Source organism: Gordonia sp. NPDC003422 (assembly GCF_053588675.1).
In genome coordinates this window covers 127,764-142,836 of sequence record NZ_JBSFQL010000013.1, presented here as the reverse complement: position 1 = coordinate 142,836, position 15,073 = coordinate 127,764, and the positions used below count along the sequence as shown (strand labels likewise).

The window sequence follows — 15,073 nt, the reverse complement described above, 5'->3', positions numbered from 1 at the left end:
AAGTTGGCGTATCCCGGCTTGCGTTTGGCCGGGCTGGTGTTGAACAGCTTGGAGTAGAACTCGATTGCGGTATCGAGATCATCGACATTGAGCGCCAGCTGCATACGGGACATGACCATCACCTTCACCTGTGAGACATATATCGAACTGCGGTCACTCTGCAGCGTGCCCACCTTTTCGACATATGTCAAGTAGGGGCGTACGATCTGGTCATGCCGAAGCCCTTGCCGATGGTCGACATCAGCGCCCCGATCTGCTGCGCACCGGTATCGGCGGCACCGCTCGATGACGACACCGCGCTGCAGATCGCGTTGCGGCTCAAGGCGCTTGCCGATCCCGTTCGGATCAAGCTCGTCTCAATCCTGCTTACCGACACCGGTGACGGGACCTGCACCTGCGACCTCGCGACCGCGGTCGGCCTCACCGAAGCCACCACCAGTCACCACCTGGGGCAGCTCCGCAAAGCCGGCATGGTCACCCCCGAGCGCCGCGGCATGAACGTCTACTACCGAGCGCAACCGGACTCGTTGGAAGCACTACGCAACGTTCTCAGCGCTACGACGGGTTGCTGTTGAACGGCGACGGCACGAACTGAGCGAGCCTTATCCGGGTGTCCTTTTGGCAGGCCAACTCCGGTGTCTTTCAGCAGGTCAGCGAGCATGGCGAGCAATCCAGCTCGGCTGGTGGCGGGCAGATCGGATCGGTGATCACGGCGTGGCCGGCGCCGGCGAGGGCGGTGATGCGGGCGGCGACGTTCACCGCGTGCCCGAACAGGTCTCCGTCGCGGACGACTGCGCTGCCGTAGTGGATCGATCCCGGCGCGTAGGGCGATGAATCCGTCTTGACCGGCGGCCGCGGCCGCGGGGGCGGTGATCGTGGCGAGGATCACTTGGGGGGCGTCGGCGGTGAGCATCACCGCATCGCCGATGGCCTTGACCAGCCGCGTGCCCGGTCGTAGAGCCTGCCTGCCAGGTCTGAGAGGCCAACCGTATGGCCAGTTCTGCGGCTTCCTGGTCGCCGCAGAACTCGGTGAACACGCTGTATCCGGCGAGGTCGACGAACGCCACCGCGACGTCACGCTGCTCGAGCTCGGCGAGCTCGTCCGAGGGAGGGCCATGGTGATGCCCGTGCAGTGGTGGCGTGGTCATCGGTCACCGGCGCGGCGGGCACGGAACCGGGCGAGCGCAGGGTTCTCGCGGACCGTGATGTCGGTCAGAGGCAGGGACGTCAGGTGCAGGCGGAGTTCGCCGCGGGGGATGAACCGGTGCGGTGCCCCTTCGAGGTTGTGCAGCAGCCGCGCCGGTGCGCTGCCGAGCAGGTCGTAGCCGACCAGCATTCCGCCGGGCGCGAGCACTCGGGCGGCCTCGGCGAGTGCGCGTTCCCAGTCGATGACGTGGTGCAACATGATGAACGAGACGACGGTGTCGAAGCTTCCGTCCTCGAACGGCAGGGCTGTGGCGTCGGCGACCTGGGCGTGGGCGCGGGCCCCGAAACCCTGCAGCCGATCGCTGGCGGCGGCGACCATGACCGGGTCGAAGTCGGTGACGGTCACATCGACGAGTTCGTCGGGGTTGGTGGTGAGGATCTGTTCGGTCATCGCGCCGGCGCCGCCACCGATTTCAAGGACCCGGCCTCGGGGATGGATGCCTTGCAGCGCCCACGGGAGTACCCACCTGCCGGTGGCCGCCTGCCACGGTGCGCTGCGGCAGAACAGAGACTCGATCGTCGACATCGACGGCATACCAACAGCTCCCACCATCTCGCCCGGCCGCGCCTGCTGCCACTTCTTCGTGATGATTCGATTACAGCACACAATGCCGCTATCATCGTCATATGACGATGAATGAGTGTTTGGTGGCGACTGGGGCGGACCTCGATCCCGCGGTGGCGTTGTTCCACAGCCTCTCCGATGGGACCCGTCTGGCGATCGCAACCCGCCTCGCGCACGGTGGCGAGGCCCGGGTGGCGGATCTGATGGCGGAGCTGGGGTTGGCGCAGTCGACGGTGTCGGCGCACGTGGCGTGCTTACGGGACTGTGGGCTCGTCGAAGGCCGCCCGCAGGGGCGGCAGGTGTTCTACAGCCTGGCCCGTCCGGAGTTGATGGACGTGCTCGCCGCCGCCGAAACCCTCCTGGCAGCGACCGGAAACGCGGTTGTGTTGTGCCCGAACTACGGCACCGACGCCACCACCTCCTGCTGCACAACGGGCGACACGAAGGCGGGGGTGCGGCGATGAGCGACGCATGCGGATGCGGGCACGACGAACCGGCCAGTGAGGACGAGCAGGCCCCGGAGCACTGGTGGCAGGTGCGGGAGCTGCAGGCTGCCGCCGCGGCCGCGGTGTTCCTGCTCGCCGCGTACATCGTCAGCTGGTCCGGCGGCTCCGAACCGGTCGCGCTCGCCCTGGAGTGGGTGGCGCTGCTGATCGGGGCGTGGACATTCGTCCCCTCGACCCTGCGTCGGTTGGCGAAGGGCGAAATTGGCGTCGGCACCCTGATGACGATTGCTGCGGTCGGCGCGGTGATCCTCGGCGAGGTCGGTGAAGCCGCGATGCTCGCTGTGCTGTTCTCCATCAGCGAAGGCCTTGAGGAGTACGCGGTCTCGCGCACCCGCCGCGGGCTGCGGGCGCTGCTGAATCTGGTCCCGGACTCCGCGACCGTGCTCCGCGACGGCACCCCGGTCACCGTCTCCCCGTCGGAATTGGCTGTCGGGGACCTGATGTTGGTCAAACCCGGCGAGCGGATCGCCACCGACGGCACCATTACCGAAGGCCGCACCGCACTGGATGTTTCGGCGATCACCGGTGAATCCGTGCCTGTCGAAGCCGGACCCGGCACGCAGGTCTACGCCGGGTCGATCAACGGCACCGGCGCCCTGAGCGTGCAGGTCACCAGCACGGCGGAGAACAATTCGCTGGCCAAGATCGTGCAGATCGTCGAGGCCGAACAGTCCCGCAAGGGCGACGCGCAGCGCCTCGCCGACCGGATCGCCAAGCCCCTGGTACCGGCGATCATGATCTTCGCTGCCGCCATTGCGATCCTCGGCGCCCTGCTCGGTGACCCGGCCACGTGGATCGAACGGGCCCTGGTCGTGCTCGTCGCCGCGTCGCCGTGTGCGCTGGCGATCTCTGTGCCGGTGACCGTGGTCGCGGCGATCGGCGCCGCCAGCAAGATCGGCGTCCTGGTCAAAGGAGGTGCCGCCCTCGAAGCCCTCGGCCGGGTCCGCACCGTCGCCCTCGACAAGACCGGCACTCTGACCGCGAACCGGCCCACCGTCGTCGACATCGCCACCACCGACACCGCTGCTCCCAGCCCCGGGAGCAGCGTCGGTGGCGGCGAGCGCACTCCGGGCCAGGAGCGGGTGCTCGCCGTCGCCGCGGCGCTGGAAGCGCACAGCGAACACCCCCTCGCCCGCGCGATCCTCGCCGCCCACGGCGAGACCACCGCCGCGCGCGATGTGCAGGCTGTTCCCGGGGCCGGCCTGACCGGCCTCGTCGACGGACGGCCCGCGCGGCTGGGCCGTCCCGGCTGGATCGAGTCCGGCCCGCTCGAGGAGCGGGTCGCGGCCATGCAGGCCGGCGGCGCCACCGCCGTCCTGGTCGAACACGACGGTCAGGTCATCGGCGCGGTCGCCGTCCGTGACGAGCTTCGCCCCGAAGCCGGCGCGGTAATCGAGCACCTGCACCGCAGCGGCGCCACGGTCGCGATGCTCACCGGCGACAACACCGCCACCGCCAACGCGCTGGCGAAGATCGCCGGCATCGACGACGTACACGCCGACCTCCGCCCCGAAGACAAGGCCCGCATCATCGGCGACCTCCGAACGAACTCGTTCACCGCGATGGTCGGCGACGGCGTCAACGACGCTCCCGCCCTGGCCACCGCCGACCTCGGCATCGCCATGGGCGCCATGGGATCGGACGTAGCGATCGAAACCGCCGACGTCGCCCTCATGGGCGAAGACCTCCGCACCCTCCCGCAGGCACTCGATCACGCCCGACGCGCCCGGAAGATCATGCTGCAGAACGTCGGCCTGTCCCTCGCTCTGATCGCGATCCTCATCCCTCTCGCGCTGTTCGGGATACTCGGCCTCGCCGCCGTCGTCGCCGTCCACGAACTCGCCGAGATCGTCGTCATCGCCAACGGAGTCCGCGCCGGCCGGGTCAAAGCGCTAGCCCGGGCGAGGACCGGAACTGGCCAGCGGACTCCGTCCGTAGTGACGGTCGGGCAGTGATCACCGCGGTTCCGGTGGCGCACCGCCGCGTACGCCTCACACGGCGGTGCGGGCTGCTGGCCGTCGCTGTCGGACTCGCGGCCACCGATCTGGCCGTCAAGGCATGGGCCACAAGCGCGCTCGCGGACGGCGCAGTCATCGGAACGGGGCCGGTGCAGCTGCGGCTGGCATTCAATCCGGGCGCGGCGTTTTCGATCGCCGCCGATGCCCCGGCATGGGTGCTGCCCACAGTCACCGGAATCATCACCTTCATCGTCGCGGTCACCTCCTGGCGGATGGCGCCAGGCACCGGGCACCTCGGGCGGCTGGGGTTAGCAGCGATCCTCGGCGGGGCAAGCGCTAATCTCATCGATCGGTTCCCCGACGGAGTGGTCACTGACTATCTCCACACCGGTTGGTGGCCAACGTTCAACCTCGCTGACACATTCATCGTCGGCGGCGCTGCCATCTTGATCACCCTCACCGCATTCAGGAGTCCCGACGAACGAGCGCAGCATTCACCCGAGCGCTGACCCCCCCGATCCGGCGCAGGGCCCGGCTGGCCGCGCTGGTCACTGCCCGGCTCACCGTCTGCCCGGAGTCTCGATGGTCCGCTCCCAGAGGAAACGCCAGAGACTCCTCGCTGCCGGATACAGAATCTGATCCGCTTGTAGCGCGCACCCATGAAGACAGAGAACAGACATCATCATACATTCCGGGCGCTACCCCGAAGGCAACCCCCGGCCTGATGAGACCGATCCTCATTCCCGCCGACATCGCCTCTACGTTGAACGTATGACCAGACCAACCAAGTTCGCGTGGGCGTTCTTCGTAACCATTATCGTCGGTATCGGAGTCGCCGTCCTCGTCGATCAGGACACTTCCACACCCGCCCCGTCCGATACCGCCGCGGTGTCTGATCTGGTGGCCCGGCCCGACAGTCATCGGCTGACGTCGCCTGCGCAGAGCCGGGCGCAATTCGTCGAGTTCCTGGACTTCGAGTGCGAAGCCTGCGGAGCCATCTACCCGGTCATCGAGGATCTGCGGCGAACCTACGGCGACCGCGTTACGTTCGTCGTCCGCTACTTTCCGATGCCCGGACACTTCAACGCCGAACGTGCTGCTCGCGCGGTCGAAGCCGCCGCCCAGCAGGGGCGGTTCGAGCAGATGTACCAGCGCATGTTCACCACCCAAACCCATTGGGGCGAACAGCAAGTCCCCGCTGACGACCTGTTCCGTAGCTTCGCCGTCGACCTCGATCTCGATATGGCGGCCTTCGACACGGTCTACAACAGCCCGGCCACGCTCGAACGGATCCGCGCCGACGTCGCTGACGGTCTGGCTCTCGGGGTCCAAGGCACCCCCACATTCTTCCTCGACGAGAATCGGCTACAACCGAACACGATCGACGACCTCACCGCGGCGGTGCGTGCAGCGGCGTCTGAATGATCTCAGGGGCTAGGCGGCAGCCTCCGCGATGGGCGGGCCGGCGCCCCTCGGAGTCCATTCTCGGCCATCACGGATGAGTGCCCACACAACATCAATCAACCGTCTGGCCAGCGAGATGAGCGCATGCACGTGAGAGCGGTTCTCGCGTCGTTTGCGCTGGTAGAACTCCCGTGATGGTCCGTCGCGTTGCGAGCTGTTGAGTGCGGCCATGTAGAACACCTTCCGCAGACCCCGGTGGTAGCGCTGCGGTCTACGCAATGTGCCCCGCCGGTTACCTGAATCATGCGGGACGGGAGCAAGACCGGCGTAGGCAGCCAGTTTGGCAGCCGAGCCGAACGACGTGAGGTCGCCACCAGTGAACGCGATGAGTTCGGCACCACTTCGGGTGCCGATACCGGGTACGGATTCAAGAATCCGGGCGTGGCGGTCTCGGCGGAACACCTCGGCGATCTGTTTATCCAGGTAGGTGATCTGGCGAGTGAGCGCCATCAGCGAGGTAGCCGCCTGCTGCACCAGCAATGCCGTGGTCGCCTCACCAGGCAGAGCGACGGTCTGCGCGGCCGCGGCGGCACGCGCCTTGCTGATCATCTTCGGGATGGTCGGCCGGCGGACTCCTTGACCGCGTAGGTGGTCGTAAATCTCCTCGTCGGAGACCCCATCAATCGCCGACGGTGTGGTGAAGCGGGTGACGAACGCCAAACCAGTCAACGTCGAGTAGTCGAAGCACCGTTCGAGACCGGGGAAGATGCGGGTCAGCAGGCCGCGCAGTCGATTGATGCCTCGTGTGCGTTCGGTGACCAAGTCGCGGCGATGCCCGGTCAACAGGTCGAGTTCGATCGCGACGTCATCAGGGACCGCGACCGTCGCGAGATCACCACGCAGGCGCGCGGTCTGGGCGATCACCACCGCGTCGCGGGCGTCGGTTTTGCCTTCGCCGGCGAAAGCGCCGGTCATGCTGTGCACAACGCGACCAGGTACATAGCGAATGTGTTGGCCGCGGCGGGACAACACCCCTCGGAGGAGGGCCGATTCCGGCGCGGTCATGTCGATCGCCCACACCACCGATTCGACACGGCACGCCTGGTCCACAATCGCTTCGATGGCCGCCTGATCGTTCGGTACCCGACGTGACCACAGCACCGTCCCCGCGTCGTCCACAGCGGCGGCGTGGTGTGCGTGACGGCCGACATCGATTCCTACCCAGATTGTTTCGACCACATGAACCTCTCTGCTCGAACCTGTTGACCTCGTCAGGGGTTGTTTCGCCGGCGCACCTTTACACAGCGACAAGTTCGCGAACACTTCTCAATCAGCGGCCGAAACGACCCGTCACGGTCCGGGGTGGCCTTCCACGCCGAGCCACCGAGGGCACACAGGTGATTGTCGAGCCACGCCCCGAACCGCGGACGAGCGTCCGAGGCGACCGCCCCGGACGTACTCCAACGTAAAGGTGATTGTGGGTTCGCTGAGTGGTTCGCTCATGAGGGGTGCCCCATGCGACGACACGCTACACGCGAACAGACTCAGGGGGCGACGGACAGCCAGTCGGCGAATCCGGACGGATCGTGGCGTCCCAGGGCGCCGTGCTCGAACAGACCCCACCCCTCGCGGGTGGTGCCGTCGGCTTCGCGACACACCGCCCGGCCGACGTGGTCGATGACGCCGAACGCGGCGCGCCCGATGATCGCCGAGTCGGTCATGTCGTAGGTGAGGCGTTCGGTGAACTTCTCGCCCCGCCACACGCCGTGGATCCAGTCCGGGTCACCGCCGTAGCCGCCGCCGACGTGGATGGGCACCGCGAGCCGGGACTCGACGTCGAGGTGGATCGTCGCGCCGTCGGGGGTGGTCGCGGTGATGGTGGCACCGGTCGGGATGCGGGTGCCCGACGTGTACTGGACGTCGATACGTGGCCAGCCGAGTTGTTCGACCCGCCCGTCCTTCCACACCCGCACGCAATCGTTGAGCGATCGGTACCCGCTCGGTTCCTCCTGGACGATGAGGACCATCTGGAAGTCGTCGAACGCCATCGGGATGTAGAGCCACCACATCCCTTCGAATGGGGGATCGGCGGGCCGTCCGGCCGGTTCGGGTTCGCCGACCGGCCGCAGACCCCACGAGCGGTCCCGGGAACCGATCCAGCGGTCGGGCTCCACCGCGATGTGCTCCCCGTCGATCGTGATCGACCCGGTCCAGGTGCCGACCTGAGCGAAACGCTGCGCATCGAGTGTGACCTTGGTGCTCGCGCGCATGAGGTGGGGTTGCTCCAGGATGGGGTCGAACAGCCCGTTCCATGTGAGGTCGACCGCCACGCCCTCGGTCTCGTCGAGGGTGAGATGCAGCCGCCGGAGTGGTTCGGAGACCTCCATCCGGTAGCCGCCGACCTGCTGGTTCAGCCGATCGTCGTCGATGGCGTCGCTGAGGTGGACGGCGGTCTGGACGTCCCCGCGCCGGACGAGGACAAAGGCATCCTTCACGCCGAGGTTCGGGTAGTAACCGATCCCGGTGATGAGGAAGATGTCGCCGCTGCGGTCATGCGCATTGAGGTAGGCGCGGTCGTAGAAGTTGCGATTCGACTCGCCCGGCCACGCGATCGGTTGGGGCAGTTGATGAATCGGGAACTCGTCGAGTGGTCCCAGGCCCGTCATGTCAGTTCCCTTCGCTCAGCAGGCGTTCGAGCAGACTGCGGTGATAGAACAGTGTGCCGTCGATGTCGTGCGGCGCGTCCATCTCGCCGAAGTGGACGCGGCGCGCGCCGGTGCGCATGAACACGCAACACCATTGGACGCCCGCGTAGATGTAGAACCAGCGCAGGTCACCGAGTTCGACTCCGGTCAGCTCGCGGTAGGTGGATCGAACATCTTCCTCGCGCAACACATCTGGCAGACCCGGGAGTCCGCCGAGGCCGGCCAGTTCCTGGAAGACCATGTGCGCGAAAATCGTCCACGACACGTCGAGTTCGCGTGGGCCCACGGTGGCCATCTCCCAGTCGAGTACCGCGGTCGGCGCGAAGTCTCGGTACATGACGTTGCCGATTCGAGCGTCACCCCAGGTGAGGACGGGATCGGCGGCCGCAATGTCGTCGGGGAAGTTGGCTTCCAGCCAGTCCAGTGCACGCGCGACGAGCGGCGACGGGCCGATTCCCTCGACCGAGTAGTCGTACCAGCGACGCAGCGCGGCGAAGGTACGACGCAGGGGTGTGTCGCCCGGCGGCAGGGCGTCGAGGAGGAAACCGAAGGTCTCGGTCGGATCGGCGATGGCGTGGATGCCGGCGATCACCTTGATCGTCGAATCCTGCAGTGCACGTTGGTCGATGGGCGCGGCGTCGGAAAACCAGTTGTCGCCGAACGTGTACGGCATGACGTCCGGTGGAACCTCCCCGTCTCGTCGTTCCATGACGAAGAACGGCTGACCGAGTACCTCCCCGGTGGGTTCGAGGAACCGGACCGGCGGGACGGGGACGTCGGTGTGCTCGCCGACCAGGCGCATGACGTCGAACTGATGATTCATCCGGTATTCCGGGAACACCGGGACGTCGGCGTCGGCGGGCGCCATGCGCATCACCCAGTCGTCGGCGTGGCCATCGGCCCAGTCGACATGCAGCGGGATGGTCTCCGACGACATGCCGTTCGCGTCGACTCCGCTCTCCACCGTGACCGTCGGACGCGACGACGCTCCGGACACCGATGTCAACCAGTGCGCGAGGGCCTCGGGAATCGAGGTGCTGTCGCGACTGGATCGCTGGAGATTGTCAACATGCCCGACGGTCGGTTCGGTGGTGTGTTCGGTGGTCGCCATGGCGCCCAGCGTCGCACAGATACGCTACGGTGAGTTGCGTAATGGTGAAAAATGCCGATGAGGTTGCTGTAGCACCCGGACGACCGCGGGACGGACGAATCGACGCCGCGGTGCTCGACGCGGCCGCCGAACTGCTCGTCGACGTCGGGTACAGCCGACTGACGATGGCGGCCATCGCCGAACGGGCACAGACCACCAAGACGGCGCTGTACCGGCGCTGGAGCGGCAAACCGGAGCTCGTCCACGAGGCGGCGTTTCCTCCGGCCACCATGCTGCCGCCGACGACCGGCGATATTGCCGCAGACATCCGGGCGATGGTCGTGGTGGCCCGCGACCTGTTCGCGAGCCCGGTCACGCGCGCAGCCCTGCCCGGCCTGATCGCCGACATGGGCGCCGATGCCGAACTGGCGACGCGCGTACATGGCAGGTTCGCCGAGGCCTTCGGTGCGGTGCACACCAGGCTCGTCGAGGCCGCCGACAGCGGTGAGGTGCGTGCCGACGTCGATGCCGACCGGTTGATCGAGGTGATGGGCGGCGCCGCCATGTTGCGCCTGCTCCTCGACCCCGACGCCGTGCTCGACGACGACTGGGTAGAGCAGATGACGGCGATCGCACTGCACGGCGTGCAACGCTGAGTCCCCGCGCCTGCAACAATCGGTTCCGTGGCCAAGGTCAGACCTCACGTCGTCGTCATCGGAGCCGGGTTCGGCGGACTGCATTGCGCCCGGCGACTCAAACGCAGCACGGTGGACGTGACGGTGGTGGACCGCGGGACCAGCCACCTGTTCCAGCCGCTGCTCTATCAATGTGCGACGGGACTGCTGTCCGAGGGTGCCATCTCCAGCCCGGTGCGACATTTGTTGCGTCGGCAGCGAAATGCCGACGTAGCGCTCGGCGAGGCGACGGCTGTCGACGCGACCGCGCAGACGGTGACGGTGACGCGCATCGACGGATCCGAATTCACCCTGCGCTACGACCATCTCGTGGTGGCCGCGGGTATGCGCACCGCTTACCACGGGAACGACGAATTCGCCGCTCACGCACCGGGAATGAAGACCCTCGACGACGCACTCGCGATCCGGCGCCGAGTGATCGGCGCGTTCGAGATGGCCGAATCGGCCTCCGACGCCGACCTGCAGCGGTCGTGGTTGACGTTCGCTGTGGCCGGCGGCGGGCCGACCGGCGTCGAACTCGCCGGCCAGATCCGAGAACTCGCCACACTCGCGCTCGACCGCGAGTTCCGCACCATCGACCCGGAGCGCGCGCGAGTCCTGTTGCTGCACGGCGGAGATCGGGTGCTGCCGAGCTTCGACGCGCGACTGTCCGCGGATGCCCAGCGCACGCTCGATGGGCTCGGGGTGGAGACCCATCTCGGCGTGCATGTCACCGGTGTCGGCGCGGACTACGTCGAGACCACCAGTAAGGCGACGCACGAGGTGGTCCGCTATCCGGCGCGCACCACCCTGTGGACCACCGGCGTCGAGGCGGTGCCGTTCGCAAAGACGCTCGCCGACGCGCTCGGTGTGACCCAGGACCGATCGGGCCGAATCCCGGTGCGGCCGGACCTGTCGGTCGACGGTCACGACAATGTGTGGGTGGTCGGCGACATGAGCTCGCTCGACGACCTGCCGGGCGTCGCGGAGGTGGCCATGCAGGGCGGTCGGCATGTGGGCGCGGTGATCGCCGGGCTCGTCGACGGCCAGCATGACCGTGCGCCGTTCCACTACCGCGACCTCGGCAACGCGGCCTACATCGCACGTCGTCAGGCGGTCGTGCAGGCCGGGCGGCTCCGGTTGTCGGGCTCGTTGGGGTGGTTGGCGTGGGGTGTCATCCACATCGCCTTCCTCGCCGGTATCCGCAATCGGATGGGCACGGTGATCTCGTGGTCGGCAACGCTTCTCACCGACTCGCGCCGGGAACGCGCCATCACCTACGGAGATCCCGAGACGGCACGTCAGCCGTACTCGCGATGACCTGAGAGGTAGTGGACCGCGGCGCTTGACCGGAGGACCCTGGGGGTAGACGAAATCACCTCTAGGAGGCGACCATGATCGGGCGCAACCGTTTTGGCCAACCCACCGGCCCGCCCACCGAATCGAGTCCGCGGTGGCTGAGCGTCGTGTTGCGCTGCGACCGTTCGGGTTCGGGCTGGTACATCGGTCTGGGCTTCTTCTTCGCGCCGCTCGTATTGGCGCTCGATCCGTGGCCGATCGCGGTGGCCATTGCGTGGACGGCGATCGCGCTGTTCGGTCTGTGGCTCGGCATCCTCGGCGTGTTCATGGCCATCGGACTCGGTCGCGTGTTGCGCTCGGGCGAGACGGTTCCCGACGAGTACTGGATGGCGCTGCTGGGTGACCGGTCGGGGCGGTGAGGCGCCGCCGGCTGAGCCTGGATCCATGGACGTAGATCTGGCCCCGAATTCCGCTGCCTGAGCCGAAGGCCCCCATCCGCTCCCTGAGGTGCTCGAGGCGCTAGCCGAGAGCCTCGAAGGGCCTGGTGAGAGAGGGGAGTTCGGCGACCAGGTAGCGACAGTCACCAGGCCTTCGAGGCTCGTCGCTAGCGCTCCTCGCACCTCAGGCAGCGGAACTACGCACCTCGAGCGGTGCGGAATATCGGGCACGGATCCAGGATCGATCGGCGGTCAGTCAACTCAGCAGCCGCCACAGCCCGATCAGCCCGACGACCACGATGACGCCGCGAAGGGCGTTGGGTGACAGTCGCCTTCCGTAGCGGGCGCCGACAACGCCACCGACGAGGGAGCCGGCTGCGATCAGTCCGGCGGCCGTCCAGTTGATGCGGTCGAAGGCGACGATGGAGTATGCCAGGGCGGCAACGACATTGACGACGAGACTGAGCAGGTTCTTCGCGGCGTTCATCCGCTGCAGATCGTCGGGGACGATCACACCGAGGGCGCCGATCAGCAGGATACCTTGCGCCGCGGTGAAATAGCCGCCGTAGACGCCGACCGCGAAGGTGGCGACAACCATCGCGGCGGTGCGGGCCGGTGTCATCGAGAGCCGCTCGCCGTGGAGAAGCCCAGTGCGTGCGAACACCCGGCGCTGGATGCGCGGCTGGATCACGACGAGGATCAGTGCCCCGATCAGCAACACCGGAACGACGGCCTCGAACACCGTCTCGGGCAGATGCAGAAGCAGCCAGCATCCGAGAAGTGCGCCGGTGAAGGACGCGGGAAGCTGCCAGCGCAGTTGTGGCCACTGGCCTTCGAGCTCGCGTCGGTAACCCCATGTCCCCGACACACCGCCCGCGACGAGGCCGACGGCGTTGGACATCGTCGCGCTCACCGGCGGCAAACCGAAGGCGACCAGGGTGGGGAAGGTGATCAGGGTTCCGCTGCCGACCAGCGCGTTGATGGCGCCGGCCCCGACGCCGGCGATGGCGATGGCGAGCAGTTCGACGGGCGTCACCCCTCCACCGTCGCATGTGGCTCCCCACCGGCGACACCCGGTTCTACACTCGGACGATGACCGCAACCGACGACGTTGTCGAGAAGATCCTGTCCACCTACGACACCATCACGGTGGTCGGCGCGAGTGCCAACACCGCGAAGGCGGCGAACGAGGTGCCTGCGTACATGCAGGAACATGGGTGGCGGATCATCCCGGTCAATCCGACAGCGCAGGAGATCGTGGGCGAGACCGTCTATCCGACGCTGGCCGACGTCCCCGAGCAGGTGGGCCTCGTCGATGTCTTCCGTCCGGGACCCGAGTGTGCCGAGGTGGCGCGACAGGCGGTCGCCTCGGGTGCCACCGCGCTGTGGCTGCAGCTCGGTATCCGATCCGACGAGGCGCGGGAGATCGCCGAATCGGCCGGGTTGCTCTACGTCGAGGATCGGTGCCTGATCATCGAACAGCGTCGCACCGGCCTGCGCGCGCCGCGCAGCTGACCGGTGCCGCCATGTTCCGCCTCCACGACCCGCTGACCGACGGGCAATTGGCGCTGTTCCTTGCCTTTCTGGCGTTCACGGTGACCTTTGTGATCACCCGGGCCATCACGCGGCTGATTCGCGCGGGCCGAGGTCCCTTCCGGGACAACGTCTCCGGGGGCGTACACATTCATCACGCGGTGCCCGGGATCGTGCTGACCATCGTGGGGGCGTTCGTCTCGGTGGCGGCGGCGGGGCGTTCGCCGGCCGCCGAGATCAGCGCGATCATGATCGGTGTCGGTGCGTCGCTGGTGCTCGACGAGTTCGCGCTCATCCTGCACCTCAAGGACGTGTATTGGTCACGGGAGGGCCAACTCTCGGTCCAGGTGGTCTCGTTGACGGTGGCCGGACTCGGCATGGCGACGCTCGGTTTCAATCCGCTCGAGGATTCGAGTCTCGAACTGGGACCGGTCGTCTTGACGGCGAACCTGCCGATCAACATCGCCTGCCTGCTCTGCTGCATCGCCAAGGGCAAATACTCCACGGCTGTGGTCGGCGCGTTCGTGCCGCCGCTCGCCTGGGTCGGTGCGATCCGGTTGGCCCGGCCCGACTCGCCCTGGGCGCGTCGCCGCTACTCGGCGCCGAAACGAGAGGCCGCGCGTCGTCGGGCCGAGAAGTTCGACGCGCGGTACGGACGATGGGGAATGACTGTCGAGGACTGGGTGGCGGGGCGCCCGACCAAGACGGCCGATGAGCAGTCAGCGTCGGATCCCGAAGGCGTCACGAATGAGGGCGATGAAGGCTCGGGTCACCGCGCTGGCCTCGCTGCGCCACACAAAGCCGAGGACAGCCGGCTCGGTGATCTCGCGAATCGTCCGGCCGGTGATGTCGCGACGCCCGGAAACGATTGATTCACTGAGTATTCCGACGCCCAACCCGCCGGCGACGAGTTCGAGGATCGCGTCGGGTGAGGACGCCTCCATCGCCGGCCGGAAGGTGCGGGCGCCCCGATCGAAGGTCGTCCGGATTCCCGCGCCGCGGGGCAGGCAGATCAGGTGATGGGATCGGAGGTCGTCGAGCGACAGTTCGTCGCCTGACGCGGTGTGCTCGAGCGCCGGATGATTCGGCGGTGCCGCGGCCACCACCCGCTCCGAGAACACCGTCAGCGACTCGAGCGAGGGTGGCAGGTCACCGTCATGACCGGCGAGCGCGATGTCGAGGTCGCCGTTGCCGACGGCGCTGATCAGGTCCTCGGAGCCCTGCTCGGACAGCGAGATCTCGATCGCCGGATGGTCGCGGTGGAGTCGGCCGAGCGCAGCAAACAGCGGTTGCATGGTGCATCCGTCGACCATGCCGACCGCAAGACTGCCGCGCAGGAGGTCGTTGACGTCGGCCACCGACTGGGCCATCGCATCCGCCGACCGCAGGGACGCACGCGCCGCGGGTAGTGCAGCGGCGCCCGCATCGGTCAGCCGGACGCGACGCCCGGCGCGGTCGAATAGTGCCGCGCCGAGTTCCCGTTCGAGAGCCCGTATCTGCGCGCTGATGTTCGGCTGCGTGGTGTGGGTGCGCTGCGCCGCCGCGGTGAAACTGCCCGTGTCGGCCACCGCGGTGAAGTATTCGAGCTGCCGCAGTTCCATAACTGGAGATTATATGGAGAATCGAGAACATTACTTGGACTTCTTCTGGCTGACCGGGAAGCCTCGGAGGTGGAAGCAGAACATCGACACCAACA

General features: G+C 67.3%; 17 protein-coding genes and 1 pseudogene. 11 read left to right on the top strand and 7 right to left on the bottom strand.

Annotated elements, in window-relative coordinates; translation table 11 throughout:
• A partial coding sequence (locus ACWDTF_RS13200; RefSeq protein ID WP_449754444.1) for a VOC family protein occupies positions 1-113 on the bottom strand: 113 nt, incomplete at its 3' end.
• Positions 114-212: 99 nt separating this feature from the next.
• On the opposite strand from ACWDTF_RS13200, the gene ACWDTF_RS13195 reads away from it, so the two are divergent.
• Positions 213-575, top strand: coding sequence for an Rv2640c family ArsR-like transcriptional regulator (locus ACWDTF_RS13195; RefSeq protein WP_005193682.1), 363 nt, complete (start codon positions 213-215; stop codon positions 573-575).
• A gap of 35 nt (positions 576-610) precedes the next feature.
• Positions 611-805, top strand: coding sequence for a hypothetical protein (locus tag ACWDTF_RS13190; protein WP_328715116.1), 195 nt, complete (start codon positions 611-613; stop codon positions 803-805).
• Positions 806-1,144: 339 nt separating this feature from the next.
• On the opposite strand, the gene ACWDTF_RS13185 is transcribed toward ACWDTF_RS13190, so the two are convergent.
• Positions 1,145-1,741: a class I SAM-dependent methyltransferase gene (locus ACWDTF_RS13185; RefSeq protein WP_328715114.1), complete on the bottom strand. Its 597-nt coding sequence runs from the start codon at positions 1,739-1,741 to the stop codon at positions 1,145-1,147.
• A gap of 92 nt (positions 1,742-1,833) precedes the next feature.
• Here ACWDTF_RS13185 and ACWDTF_RS13180 point away from each other — a divergent pair, with 92 nt between their 5' ends.
• The 4 genes from ACWDTF_RS13180 (at position 1,834) to ACWDTF_RS13165 (ending at position 5,660) form a co-directional block, all read left to right on the top strand.
• Entirely contained in the window at positions 1,834-2,235 is a 402-nt protein-coding gene (locus ACWDTF_RS13180) for an ArsR/SmtB family transcription factor (protein WP_328715112.1), read from the top strand.
• Positions 2,232-4,232 carry a heavy metal translocating P-type ATPase gene (locus ACWDTF_RS13175; RefSeq protein WP_449754478.1) on the top strand — a complete coding sequence of 667 codons (2,001 nt, stop codon included), beginning with the start codon at positions 2,232-2,234 and terminating at the stop codon, positions 4,230-4,232. The genes ACWDTF_RS13180 and ACWDTF_RS13175 overlap by 4 nt, the downstream gene beginning before the upstream one ends.
• A complete protein-coding gene (locus ACWDTF_RS13170; protein ID WP_005193672.1) occupies positions 4,229-4,744 on the top strand; it encodes a signal peptidase II in 516 nt (171 codons plus the stop codon). Before ACWDTF_RS13175 ends, ACWDTF_RS13170 begins: the two co-directional genes overlap by 4 nt.
• A gap of 262 nt (positions 4,745-5,006) precedes the next feature.
• A complete protein-coding gene (locus tag ACWDTF_RS13165; RefSeq protein ID WP_006360542.1) occupies positions 5,007-5,660 on the top strand; it encodes a DsbA family protein in 654 nt (217 codons plus the stop codon).
• A 9-nt stretch (positions 5,661-5,669) separates the two neighbouring features.
• Here ACWDTF_RS13165 and ACWDTF_RS13160 read toward each other — a convergent pair whose 3' ends face one another.
• The 3 genes from ACWDTF_RS13160 to ACWDTF_RS13150 all read right to left on the bottom strand — a co-directional run bounded on the left by ACWDTF_RS13160 (position 5,670) and on the right by ACWDTF_RS13150 (position 9,455).
• On the bottom strand, positions 5,670-6,878 hold the full coding sequence (locus tag ACWDTF_RS13160) for an IS110 family RNA-guided transposase (RefSeq protein ID WP_005193666.1): 1,209 nt from the start codon (positions 6,876-6,878) through the stop codon (positions 5,670-5,672).
• A 305-nt stretch (positions 6,879-7,183) separates the two neighbouring features.
• Positions 7,184-8,305: a hypothetical protein gene (locus ACWDTF_RS13155; RefSeq protein WP_449754477.1), complete on the bottom strand. Its 1,122-nt coding sequence runs from the start codon at positions 8,303-8,305 to the stop codon at positions 7,184-7,186.
• Position 8,306: 1 nt separating this feature from the next.
• Positions 8,307-9,455 (bottom strand): phosphotransferase family protein, encoded by a 1,149-nt coding sequence (locus ACWDTF_RS13150; RefSeq protein WP_355279727.1) that lies wholly within the window; start codon positions 9,453-9,455, stop codon positions 8,307-8,309.
• A 41-nt stretch (positions 9,456-9,496) separates the two neighbouring features.
• On the opposite strand from ACWDTF_RS13150, the gene ACWDTF_RS13145 reads away from it, so the two are divergent.
• From ACWDTF_RS13145 to ACWDTF_RS13135, 3 genes are all read left to right on the top strand, one after another.
• Entirely contained in the window at positions 9,497-10,090 is a 594-nt protein-coding gene (locus ACWDTF_RS13145; protein WP_355279724.1) for a TetR/AcrR family transcriptional regulator, read from the top strand.
• Positions 10,091-10,117: 27 nt separating this feature from the next.
• Positions 10,118-11,428 carry an NAD(P)/FAD-dependent oxidoreductase gene (locus ACWDTF_RS13140; RefSeq protein WP_449754476.1) on the top strand — a complete coding sequence of 437 codons (1,311 nt, stop codon included), beginning with the start codon at positions 10,118-10,120 and terminating at the stop codon, positions 11,426-11,428.
• A gap of 74 nt (positions 11,429-11,502) precedes the next feature.
• Positions 11,503-11,826: a hypothetical protein gene (locus ACWDTF_RS13135; RefSeq protein WP_355279645.1), complete on the top strand. Its 324-nt coding sequence runs from the start codon at positions 11,503-11,505 to the stop codon at positions 11,824-11,826.
• Positions 11,827-12,100: 274 nt separating this feature from the next.
• Here ACWDTF_RS13135 and ACWDTF_RS13130 read toward each other — a convergent pair whose 3' ends face one another.
• The gene (locus tag ACWDTF_RS13130) at positions 12,101-12,880 is read right to left on the bottom strand and encodes a sulfite exporter TauE/SafE family protein (RefSeq protein ID WP_355279643.1); all 780 of its coding nucleotides are present in this window, start codon (positions 12,878-12,880) and stop codon (positions 12,101-12,103) included.
• A 56-nt stretch (positions 12,881-12,936) separates the two neighbouring features.
• Between ACWDTF_RS13130 and ACWDTF_RS13125 the strand changes: the two genes are divergently transcribed.
• Together ACWDTF_RS13125 and ACWDTF_RS13120 are read left to right on the top strand one after the other, a co-directional pair.
• Positions 12,937-13,359 carry a CoA-binding protein gene (locus tag ACWDTF_RS13125; RefSeq protein WP_240855082.1) on the top strand — a complete coding sequence of 141 codons (423 nt, stop codon included), beginning with the start codon at positions 12,937-12,939 and terminating at the stop codon, positions 13,357-13,359.
• Positions 13,308-14,249, top strand: coding sequence for a hypothetical protein (locus ACWDTF_RS13120; protein ID WP_374245768.1), 942 nt, complete (start codon positions 13,308-13,310; stop codon positions 14,247-14,249). The genes ACWDTF_RS13125 and ACWDTF_RS13120 overlap by 52 nt, the downstream gene beginning before the upstream one ends.
• On the opposite strand, the pseudogene ACWDTF_RS13115 reads toward ACWDTF_RS13120, so the two are convergent.
• Positions 14,172-14,978 (bottom strand): annotated as a pseudogene (locus ACWDTF_RS13115) (LysR family transcriptional regulator); the annotation flags it as partial. The gene ACWDTF_RS13120 and the pseudogene ACWDTF_RS13115 overlap by 78 nt on opposite strands.
• Positions 14,979-15,073: the final 95 nt, after the last annotated feature.